The following is a 10,822-nucleotide window of genomic DNA, read 5'->3' as shown; positions in this document are numbered from 1 at the left end:
CCGGAGAGCCACCGGAAGATGGTGGAGCGTCCGACGCCGCTACGTGCCGCCACTTGCGTGATCGACCAGTCATGCTCGTCATGAGCGGCGTCAACTGCGTGGCGTACGAACTGAGCGAACGCGTCCTGCGCTGCCCGTGTGGTGGCACCCGTCTCCTGGCCGTCGCCGTCCCCGTAGTCGGTAACCAACTGGCTTCTCCCACCCTCCCTGCTGCCGTCTGCCATGCAGTCGCACGAGTGTGCAGACGGCCATTGTGAGCGCTCGCGCCTGAGGGGCCGGGTCCGCTACCAGGTGACGGCGCCCGGATCTCCGCACCAGGCGCGGCAGCCCATCGCTGCGCGTACTGCCGTCACATCGCTGTCGCCTTCACCAGAAATCCAAGGCCTGAGTTTCACAGTACGACTGGGCGCAAGCGAGCCCTATTGGAAGGCCTGGCAGCTGACGGAGACCCCACCTGCATGATCAGCGAATGGTCGCGTGATCCGGTTCGGCTACCCCCCATAGCTGCTCCGCTGGCGCGCCGCCCTCGACGCTGGACGCGAAACGTTCGGGCCTCGCGATCGGCGGGGGCGGCGCGCGTCACCGGTGGTTAACGCGGTGGCTCGACGACCCTGCCGCGCCTAGGGACGTCGCCGGCGTGGGCGCCGCGGCCACGGACGTGGACGACGGTGCTTGGGATGATGACGCGCCGGTCGGGTTGGACGACTGGTTCCGCCGGCCCGGCGTTGCCAAGCCCGCACAACCAGTGCGCCAAGGGTGGCCGTAACCCGCCGAATGCTCGGTGAGGGCTGCACTCTGTCACCGCCTTCTCGCATGATGTAAGGATGGCGGGTGCTCCGCGCTAACCCGGCGCTCAACCAAGCAGCACGGAGCACCCCTGACCGACCAGCCAGTCAGCACCGATCGGCGCGGATAACTTTCCTCGACGTCCCTAATGTCGGGAAAGGAGTCCGGACCAACTCCCGACAACATCGACCGCTGTCGGGCCACCCTCGTGCACCAAGGACGACCGCATGAGCACCGGCCAGCACCCCGCGCCGCGCCGCAACGCCCGCCCGTACGCCGTCGACGAGCCCACGATCCGCCAGCGGTGCGCCAACCCCGACGCCGCCGAGTACACCCTCTACATGCGCGGGCTCATCGACGCCTACCTGGGCGTCGGCGGGCAGGCGAAGATCCTCGAGCACGCCCGCAACAGAGGGCTGCACTACCCCGGTCTCAACCGGCAGAAGCTGTCCGAGCAGCTCAGCCGCTACCGCCTCGGCCCGACCTGGGAGATGACCGAGCTGATCATCGCCTGCCTGCCCGACAGCTGCGACCACGCCGGCATCCGGGCCCTCGCTGCGGGCTGGTACCAGTGCGCCCGCGGCCAACTCCCTGACGGCTATAACGGTCCGGTCAGCCGCCCACCGGGTAAACCCGGCCAGCGCAACGTCCCGGAAAGCGAACCCGCCATTCCGGTCCTGCAACGCCGAGTCGCCCGCCTGCAGGAGCGCCTCAAGGCGGAAACCGAGCGCCACGTCAGCAACCTGCGAGCCTCGGAGAACGCCCGCAACGAAGCGGTCCGCCAGGCCACCCAACTCGAAGCGCAGTTCCACCAGACACGCGATGAGCTGCTGCGGGTTCGTACCATCGCCGCGGAGGTCGCGACGATCCGCGAGGAGTACGCGCGCCAGTGCGTCGCGCTCGAACTCGTGGCCGCGCCCGGCCTGCGCTCGACGCCGGTCATCGACCTGCCGGACCTGCCCGCCGCCCGCCGCCGGGTCCGCTTCGGACTCCTCGTCGCCGGAATCGACACGCAGGCACCACCGGCGCGCCGGGCGCTGGCCCGCTATCTGTGTGTCTACGCCGAGCTCACCGGCGTCTCCCCCACCGAGCTCGCCAGCAGGGCGGACATCGCAACCACGGTGACGATGGACATCCTCGCTGGGCGCCTCGTACCCACCGCCGCCCACGGCACCCGATTGACCACCGTGCTGACCTGCGAGCCGGACACCCTGCGCTCCCTCATCGGCGCCGCCAGCAGCGCCACCGCCGTCGACGAACACTTCTGGAGCATCGCCGGCACCGTCGACACCACAACCCCGCCTGGCAGCGCGCCGATCGTCGAGCACGTTGTCGGGTTGGATCCCGACAACCATGTCGCGCATCCCCACCCCGACCCGACAACTGCACCGCCCAGCCCGATCGCCGACCGGCTCCGCCAGGTCGCCGCCGTCTATCAGCAGGGGCTGATCAGCGATGGCGAGTACGCCGAGCAACGCACTCGCATCCTGGGCGAGCTGTAAGGGGCCACTCGGTTACGCCTGCGCGAGCCGACAGAACCGCTCGAAGGGGTCGACGCGGCGCGCCCTCTGACGCGATCGCGGTTCATCGCCGACACGACCGTCATCTTCGGCCGCGCCCCGACCGAGCGCACGGGGTGATCTGGGATTCTCGGCGACCTCAGCGCCAGGGGCACGCACTTGCCCTCTCGACCCGGCTGTTAGCGACGCCGGCGGTGCCTCCGACCGAAAACGCGCGGGCGGCAGCGGGTAGCCGGTTTTGGACCGCTCTGGCACTCTGGTGCGGCAGTGACACAGGGCAGTCTCTTCGTTACGGAGGATCGCGGGCGTGGATGAACCGCAGGGCCGTCGGCGGCTCGGCATGGGCGCGGTGGGGCAGCTGCTGGGTGTGCCCCGGCTGACCGTGTGGTGGTGGGTCAAGACCGGGAAGCTGACCGCGACGGGCGTCGACGACGGCCAGCTGTGGTGGTCCGAAGACGACGCCTACGCCTGGGCGCTAAGCCAGCGCGAAGAACGGTGGTCCGGGCGGGTGCCGGTGACGGCCTGGCCACCGATGCCGTACAAAACCGCCTTCATCCGCACCGTAGAGCTGCCCGGGGCGGTCGCGCTGCTCTGGCACACCCGGCAGGGCCCGGTCCACCTGGTGTGGCCGCTGCCCACCCGCCAGCGGACACCGCATCAGCACCGGCGGTGGGCCGAGCAACTCGCCCCACGCGGTGACGGCGCGCTGGTAGTGGTATCAGGCGGTTTCTCGCTGCGGCACGGGCCGGAACTCAAAGCTCTGCTGCCCGGCCTTCCCGATCGCACCTACACCCCGACGTGGCTCGAACTGGCCGAAGTGTTGGGCCAGCGGCTGCCGTGGTGGCCGCTGAACCTGCGCGACAAGCAGCTGCTGCTGAACTGGGAGCCGTCGACAGACCCCGTCACCACGATGGCCGCTCCCGCACTCGACACCGGCGCGCTGCTCACGACGGCCTCCACCTACCCCGAAGCCCATCCCGCCGCCCGGGTACTGGTCAACCTCGCACGTCTCGCACACGCCCAAGCCGCCGCCTCCGCCGAGCAGACCATCAAGCTGGTCGAGAAGGCCAAACTGCCCGACGGGGTGCTACGGATCGCGGCCCAGCCCCTGTCGGTGCCCGAAGCCGACCTGGACGACATCGAGCCCACCCAGCGCCGCGCCGGCTGGCTCGACCTGCTCGGCCGCGCTGACGACCTCGCCCGCCGCTGCGTCCGCGAAGTCAACGACTGGGACGCCGGCGCCGACCTTCCCTACAGCAACCCGCAGCACATCGAGGAAGTCGAGAGCACCTGGGCATACAAGTGGGCGCAGCGACTCATCCCCACCCAGCGCACCGCCGCGTTCGAGCTGCTCACCCGGTCCGGTGAACCGGGTGACGCGCTGATCGACCCCGACACCGACGCCCCCGTTTGGCGCAAAGGCGGCGGCGACTACATCGCCGCCATGCCGCAGCGGCTGCCCGCGACCGCGCCGCTGGCCGAGCTGATCCTTGACGGACCGGTCTGGATCCGCACCGCCGACGGGACCATCTACCCCGCACCCCGCGACTCCTACTGCGGCCTTGGCTGGGGCTACGGCGGATCCGGCCCCGGATCGCTGGCGCTGCTCGTCGACGCGCTGCTTGACGACATCAACGCCCAAGCCCCCGCAGCCATCGACGGCGCACCCGAGGGCCTGGAGGCCCTGCTGTCGCGCAAGCTGCCCGACCGCACCGTGCTGACCCGCGCCCAACTGGAAGCCGCCCGCCGCGGTGAGTCGGTCATCATCGCCGTCGACGACGTCGACCAGGACGAAGACGAGGACGAGGACGACAAATGAGCACCGACACCACCGCGCCAGCCCGGCCGGCGCCGATCGAAGACACCGACGCCCGATGGGCACCCATGCTCAACGAGTGGGCCGGCGACCTATGGCGCCGCTTCCACCGCACCCGCAACAGCGACGACTGGCCGCCCGAATGGCTTCTCCCGGCCGCCGGTGTCGCTGGGATGCTGCTCGTCGCGCTCCTGCTGTTCGGGCTCGTCCTGCCGCTGCTGCGCTGGATCGGCCGGTTCCTCGTCGACGCCGTCGACGACGGCCTCGGCTGGCTGCACGACTGGAACCTCACCCACGTCGTGCTCGACCCGGTCCGCGAGTACCTCACCGCCCACTCCGCCGGCCTGCCCATCGACGCTCAAACGCTGTGGTGGACCTGGTGCACCGCCGGCATCGGCCTGTTCGCGTTCGCCTTCCTCTGGCGGGCCGTCGCCGCTCGGCTCGGCTGGGTCCTCTTCGGTGCCGCGACCGTGGCCATGGTCTGGGCCACCACCACCGGCCCGGCCCGCACCACCACCGCCGGAATCGCCGCCCTCTGGTGGATCGCGCTCAGCCTCTTCGCGCTGCGCCGGCCCTGGACCCAGCAGCGCGTCACTGTCCACCTGCCCGAGCTGCCCTGGCTCGCCCGCATCCTTCAACGGGGCGAGTAGCCCCTCCACAGCGCCCGGAGCTCGCGTCAGTTCTGAACCCGCGAGCATCATCGGCCATCGAAACGTGCTGAGCGCAAGCCGCCACACCTCGCGGAAGGAGTCCGGTGACCGTCCCCGATCCACTGCTCGATGCCGTGCCGGAGCATTACTACGTCGACAACGAGCACCGCGGTGAGACCCTGCACCGGTCCGCCGCGCAAGCCATCCACCGCGATGTGATCGCCCTCAACGTCGGCGACGGCGCGCGCGTGCTGGAAATCGGCACCGGCACGGGATACTCCGGCGCGTTACTCGCCGCGCACGCCGGGCCCACCGGACACGTAACCAGCGTCGATATCAGCGATCACCTGGTCGGCTGGGCGAACCGGCTACATCACCAACGCGGGGTTACCACGATCACCTGCCACGTCGCCGACGGAATGGCCGGCTACCCGCCGCACGCCCCCTACCAACGACTCGTGGCCTGGTGCATGTTGACCGGACCTTCTCCGCAATGTCCGGCACGGCGCATCCTCGTGATGGCTGACCGCGATTACTCCTGTGGTCATGACATTCGGTCTGGAGGATCAGCGGGCGGTCGAGAAGATCCGGTTACCGCTGTGGGGTTGCGTGGCGGCGTCCGGCGGCGTGGTGCCGTGGCTGGTGCTGGACGGCGTGGGCGGTCAGGTCGAGCCAGTAGCGGTCTTCTTACGGGATTTGACCGCGCGGGGGCGCTCGGCTAGCTCGACGCGCAGCTATGCGTTGGCGTTGCTTCGGTGGTGGCGGTTCCTCGTGGCGGTCGGCGTGACGTGGGACCGAGCGACGTCGACGGAGGTGAGGGACTTTGTTCTGTGGTTGGGAAGCGCTGCGAAGCCGGTGGCGGCTCGGCGGACCCTGTCGCGAAACTCGGCGAGTCAGGTGAACCCGGTGACCAGGAAGAGGAACCTCGGCGATGGCTATGCCCCGGCGACGATCCGGCACAGCAACGCCGTAGTCCGCGCGTTCTACGAGTTCTGGCTGGAGCGCGGTGAGGGGCCGCTGACCAATCCTGTCGTCCTCGATCGCGAGCGTGGTGCGCGGGCGAATGCCCACCACAACCCGATGACGGCGTTTCGGTTGGAGGGGCGGCTGCGCTACAACCCGCCCCTGCCGAAGCGTTATCCGCGATGCGTTCCAGACGATCTCTGGGATGCCCTGTTCGCCGCGATGAGTTGTAACCGCGACAAGGCATTTCTGGAGTTTGCAGTGAGCACCGGAGCGCGCGCCGCGGAGCTGCTGGGCATGCACGGCGCGGACATCGACTGGGGTGAGCAGCTGATTCGCGTCATCCGCAAGGGCACTCGGGCCGAGCAGTGGCTGCCAGCGAGCCCGGAGGCGTTCGTGTGGCTGCGCCTTTATATTCAGGACATCGGCGGGGCGGTGGGTGCTGGCGAGGTGGTCTGGCGGACCGTCAATCTGTTTGGTGGAGTCCACCTGCCGTTGACCTACGACACGTTGCGGGCGGTTTTGCGCCGGACCAACACGAAGTTGGGCACCAACTGGACGATGCACGACCTGCGGCATACGTGCGCCATCCGGATGTTGCGGGATGGGCGGCTCTCGCTGCGCGATGTGCAGACCATCTTAGGGCACACCCACTTGTCGAGTACCCAGATCTATCTGGAGCAGCGCGAGGACGAATTGTTCGCTCGGGTACGTGACTTCCACGCCAACCGAGACCAGATCCCGCAGCCCTCTCCAGGGTCAGTGACCGGTAGCTACGATCCCGACGACCTCGCGGTGCTGTTCGGCGGCGTGCGATGACGACGATGGCGCCGGCAAGGTGGGCTGCCGTCGAGGCCACGTTCCCCATCGAGGCCGAAGCGGCGCCTCGTCGTCCACGGCGGAGTGCACTGGACTCGGCATCGCCAGCGCAGGTTGTCGGCGCGTTGCCCGGCCTGCCGTCGTGGCCGGCGCGGGGGAAGGAGGTCAGCCGGCTCAGGCTGGCGACCTCTCGGATGCTCGAGTGGTTGGACACGCTGCCCGGTGACGGCTGGCAGGCAAAGTGGCAGTCCGCCGAGCAGCAGTTCGGATCCCGCTGGCGGGACTGGTCCTTTGCCGGAGTCTGCGCGACGGTGAGGTCGGTCCAGCACCGCAAGCAGGAGCTGAGCCGAGGACTGGGGTGCCTGATCAAGCTACGGGTGATCAAGCCGAGCTACCCCTTTCTGGCGTCCTACAGCCCCAACCAGCTGTTCATCGAGGTGCGGGCACAGGTGAGCCCGGAGCTGTTCGCGCGGATGGAGCAGTCCACGCGAGACCGCGGGGTCGGCGAGGAGCATTTCAGAAGGGCGTTGAACCTGCTGACGATGCTGGTCATCCATCTCGGCGTCGGCCTGCAGGATCTTACGATCGCTGACCTGCTCGCGTTCCAGCTGGCTGCGAAGCGCCGCTCGCGTGATTGCACGTATCAGGGTTCTCACGTGGCGTGGCAGATGCTGGTCGATATCGACGTGTTTCCGCCCGGCAGCACGCTGCGCTCGGCGATTTACACCGGGCAGTTGACCAGCGCCCAGCTGGTGGACAAATACGGATTCGTCAAGGGTCCTGTTCGTGACCTGCTGATCCGATACTTCGACGAGCGGCGGACCCGGATCGACTACAACACGCTCAGGGCCCTGGCGATGATGCTGGTCGGCCAGTTCTGGGCCGACATCGAACGCCACCACCCAGACCTCGCCACCATCGACCTGCCACGTGACGTCGCGCAGGCGTGGAAGGACCGCGTGCGGGCTCCGCGGCCCGGTCGCGAGACTCGCAATCGGTGGGATGTCCTCATGGCGGTGCGGGCGTTCTACGCCGACATCGCGGAATGGGCGCTGTCGGATCCATCGTGGGCCCCGTGGGTCTCTCAGAGCCCGGTACGCAGGGACGAAATCGAAGGGTCGAGTAAACGAGGCAGGACGACGGCCGCGATGCATCAACGCATCCGCGAACGCCTGCCCCACCTGCCCCGCCTGGTCGACAGCGCCGAACAGTGGAAGAGCGACCGCGCGGCGCTTCTCGCCACCGCCGCGCACACCGCGGTCGATGCCATCGTCGAACACGGCGGTGTCACCTACCGACGCATCGCCCCTGGCGAGCACCGGGCCGCCCGCGGGCAACGCCCGAACCACGTCGTCATCGAGAACCTCGCCGATGCGAGCTGGACCAACGTCTCGGTCGCTGAGGACGAAGCATTCTGGGCCTGGGCAGTGATTGAGACCCTGCGACTCACCGGCGTCCGGATCGAAGAGTTGCTGGAACTTACCCAACTCGCCATCGTGTCCCACCGCCTCTCCGACACCGGGGAACTGGTGCCGCTGCTGCAGATCGTTCCGTCCAAGACCGACGTGGAACGGCTACTGCTGGTCACCCCGGAGTTGGCCAGCGTCCTAGCGGCCATCATCAGCCGGATCCGCGATTCCGACGGCACGGTGCCGCTGGTGGCGCGCTACGACGACTACGAACGCGTAGCGGGCCCACAGCTTCCCCACCTGTTTCAGCACCACGACGGCTTCCAGCACCGCAACGGCTGGCGCGTCGACGTGTTGCACCACGATCTGGTCCGCAACCTGCTCACCGGGGCCCTCGCCCGTTCCGGGATCACCGACGCCGCCGGCCGGCCCGTCCGATACACACCGCACGACTTCAGGCGCATGTTCGCCACCGAAGCGGTCACCGGTGGACTGCCCATCCACATCGCCGCAAAGGTCCTCGGGCACGCCGATATCAACACCACGCAGGCGTACACGGCCGTCTACCAGGAAGACCTGATCCGCAGCTATCGCACCTTCGTCGACCAACGCCGAGCGCTGCGCCCGAGCAAGGAGTATCGCGAGCCGACCGACAGCGAGTGGACCGAATTTCAGCAGCACTTCAGCCTGCGCAAGGTCGAGCTGGGCGACTGCGGCCGGCCCTACGGCACCCCGTGCGCGCATGAACACGCCTGCGTCCGTTGTCCCATGCTCCGCGTCGACCCACGTCAACGGCAACGCCTCATCGAGATCATCCGGAACCTTGCCGAGCGGGTCAAAGAAGCGAAAGCCAACAACTGGCATGGGGACGTTGAGGGGTTAACCACCAGCCTCAACGCTGCACAGAACAAAATCGCCCACCTTGATCGCGCGGCCCGCAATCACCCCGGGCCGACGGTCCTCGGCTTTCCAGGCTCACCTAACGAACATCGGTAGAGTTGCGATGAGCGTGGCGCTCTACACAGTTTGACCAGGAATTAACGTGTGCCAAGTAGGCGATGGAGGGCTGGGTGGCAACCCCTGAGGAGTTGATGTTGCAGGATCTCGTTGCCAAGTATGCGGACATTGAGACGGATTTGACGTATTCGCGACTGTATCCGGAGGGGACGCCGGCAGCCCGGATCTTTTCGCACCTCCACGCACGTCTCGACGCGCTCCTTGAGTTCATGAACTCCAAAGCGCGAACGAATCGACACTTTAATGCGCACGAGAGCCGTGAGTTGCTTGCACTCATCGATGAGATTGAGGATAGCCGCACGATATTTAGGCGTGTCGGCGCGCCTTTCGAGTTCGACGAAGACTACGGCCACCTCATTGAAGAATGCAAAAAATTCCTCCAGGAGTCCAATGGGAGTCAAATACCCGATGACTTCCGGAGGATTAAAATTAAGAGGTACGAGCCTGTCTTCCGCATTCCCGGCACCGAGATTCAGATTCCAGGACGCTGGAAGAACGTCAAACTTAAAATGATTGGCCAGGGCGCTTTTGCCTTTGTGTACTCGTACACTGATCCTGAATATGGGACGACTGTTGCACTCAAGCGAGCAAAGGCCGAAACTAGCGCCAAGGACGTAATTCGATTCCGTCAGGAGTTCGAAATACTGAAAAGCCTACGCTTCCCGTACATTTTGGAAGTGTATCGCTACAGCCCCGACCGCAACGAGTATACAATGGAGCACTGTGACAGCACGCTTGAAAAATACATCTCCGTTAACAATGCAAATCTCTCGTTCGGTATACGCAAGCGCGTTGCTCTTCAATTTCTTTATGGCTTGAACTACTTGCATTCGAAGGGGCACCTACATCGCGACATCAGCTACCGAAACATCCTCATCAAACGGTATGACGGATTTTCTGCGGTGGTGAAGCTCTCGGACTTTGGGCTCGTGAAGGAGCGCGGCTCCCGTCTGACGCGAACTGAGTCGGAGCTTCGCGGCACCATCCTCGATCCGACTATTCGCAGCTTTCGCGACTACAGCGTTCTGAACGAGATATATGCCGTCGGATTCGTGCTGTCATTTATTTTCTCAGGGCGAACGCACATCACCGCTTGTTCGGGAGGTGTGAGGCACATTGTTGACCGGTGCGTCGTACACGATCACTCGGTCCGTTATCAGGACGTTCGTTCGATCATCGCTGATGTTGAGGCGCTCGCTGCGGACTCTTCCTCGCCGGCACTTGAGACGCCTGCATAGAGAGGTGATGCAAGGGGTGACCAAATCCCAAAGCACCTGCGAATTTCTCGGCCGCCGGTCCCTCCTGGCGACCTGCCTGGTGCACTTTGGAAGTCCGATCGATTCGCGGGGTTAGTGCACTTAATACAATCCAACATCATAATCGGTTGCGCTGGCTGCGGAAACTCGTGTATACCTATCTTACTTAAGGGAGGCGTGATGGCGCAATCGTATCAGCGACTGGGGATGATTCCCTCATTCAAAGAGTTCGCACGCGCCGCGGCGGTGGACCTCCGGGGTCTCACCGATATCGAACTTGAAGTATTCTACTTCCGGTATGGGGAAGTAGTCGATGAGATAGTTGAGAAGGCTCGAAATGATCCGAGTCTTCCTTTGTCCCTCGGCGCACTCAATCAGTTCTTGGCCGAGGATGTGATCGCGTCACACTTGGGAGATGAGTGGGTAGCGAAGAATGTCATCAGCCCCGATAGCAGCGATCTGACCCGAAGCTATCTCGGAATGGAGGGGCCTAGTACTCCAGCAGGAGATCCGTTCGGGTCTGTGGTGGCGTGTGGTTTTGTCCGTGGACAGCAAGCAGCCACCGGCGAGTCTCACGGGTTGTGTG

Annotated in this window: 9 protein-coding genes and 1 pseudogene; 9 read left to right on the top strand and 1 reads right to left on the bottom strand. The window is 65.9% G+C overall.

What is annotated here, in order from left to right; translation table 11 throughout:
• Positions 1 to 188 (bottom strand): helix-turn-helix transcriptional regulator (locus tag ABZS40_RS35640; protein WP_354949032.1); only part of this gene is annotated, 188 nt, incomplete at its 3' end.
• Positions 189 to 1,013: 825 nt separating this feature from the next.
• Here ABZS40_RS35640 and ABZS40_RS35635 point away from each other — a divergent pair.
• The 9 genes and pseudogenes from ABZS40_RS35635 to ABZS40_RS35595 all read left to right on the top strand — a co-directional run.
• Positions 1,014 to 2,288, top strand: a complete 1,275-nt coding sequence (locus tag ABZS40_RS35635; protein ID WP_354949030.1) for a hypothetical protein — start codon at positions 1,014 to 1,016, stop codon at positions 2,286 to 2,288.
• Positions 2,289 to 2,613: 325 nt separating this feature from the next.
• Positions 2,614 to 4,125, top strand: coding sequence for a hypothetical protein (locus ABZS40_RS35630; RefSeq protein WP_354949028.1), 1,512 nt, complete (start codon positions 2,614 to 2,616; stop codon positions 4,123 to 4,125).
• Complete coding sequence (locus ABZS40_RS35625; RefSeq protein ID WP_354949026.1) at positions 4,122 to 4,772, top strand: hypothetical protein; 651 nt, start codon at positions 4,122 to 4,124, stop codon at positions 4,770 to 4,772. The genes ABZS40_RS35630 and ABZS40_RS35625 overlap by 4 nt, the downstream gene beginning before the upstream one ends.
• Positions 4,773 to 4,876: 104 nt before the next feature.
• Positions 4,877 to 5,494, top strand: coding sequence for a methyltransferase domain-containing protein (locus ABZS40_RS35620; RefSeq protein ID WP_354949024.1), 618 nt, complete (start codon positions 4,877 to 4,879; stop codon positions 5,492 to 5,494).
• A pseudogene (locus ABZS40_RS35615) lies at positions 5,400 to 5,591 on the top strand (hypothetical protein); the annotation flags it as partial. The gene ABZS40_RS35620 and the pseudogene ABZS40_RS35615, both read left to right, overlap by 95 nt.
• Before the next feature lie 87 nt (positions 5,592 to 5,678).
• A complete protein-coding gene (locus ABZS40_RS35610; RefSeq protein WP_354949034.1) occupies positions 5,679 to 6,554 on the top strand; it encodes a site-specific integrase in 876 nt (291 codons plus the stop codon).
• Positions 6,551 to 8,959: a site-specific integrase gene (locus ABZS40_RS35605; protein ID WP_354949022.1), complete on the top strand. Its 2,409-nt coding sequence runs from the start codon at positions 6,551 to 6,553 to the stop codon at positions 8,957 to 8,959. The genes ABZS40_RS35610 and ABZS40_RS35605 overlap by 4 nt, the downstream gene beginning before the upstream one ends.
• A gap of 74 nt (positions 8,960 to 9,033) precedes the next feature.
• Positions 9,034 to 10,218, top strand: a complete 1,185-nt coding sequence (locus ABZS40_RS35600; protein ID WP_354949020.1) for a protein kinase family protein — start codon at positions 9,034 to 9,036, stop codon at positions 10,216 to 10,218.
• Between the two features lie 198 nt (positions 10,219 to 10,416).
• On the top strand, positions 10,417 to 10,822 hold a 406-nt coding region (locus ABZS40_RS35595), incomplete at its 3' end, for a hypothetical protein (RefSeq protein ID WP_354949018.1).

Source organism: Micromonospora sp. NPDC005324, from assembly GCF_040607155.1.
GTDB classification, from domain to species: Bacteria; Actinomycetota; Actinomycetes; order Mycobacteriales; family Micromonosporaceae; genus Micromonospora; species Micromonospora trifolii.
The sequence above is the reverse complement of the archived record's forward strand: the minus strand, read 5'-3'. Positions and strand labels throughout refer to the sequence as shown.

Bases quoted from the DNA above. Each gene is read 5' to 3' on its own strand.
- ABZS40_RS35605 (WP_354949022.1), top strand. From the start codon at position 6,551: ATGACGACGATGGCGCCGGCAAGGTGGGCTGCCGTCGAGGCCACGTTC.
- ABZS40_RS35635 (WP_354949030.1), top strand. From the start codon at position 1,014: ATGAGCACCGGCCAGCACCCCGCGCCGCGCCGCAACGCCCGCCCGTAC.
- ABZS40_RS35625 (WP_354949026.1), top strand. From the start codon at position 4,122: ATGAGCACCGACACCACCGCGCCAGCCCGGCCGGCGCCGATCGAAGAC.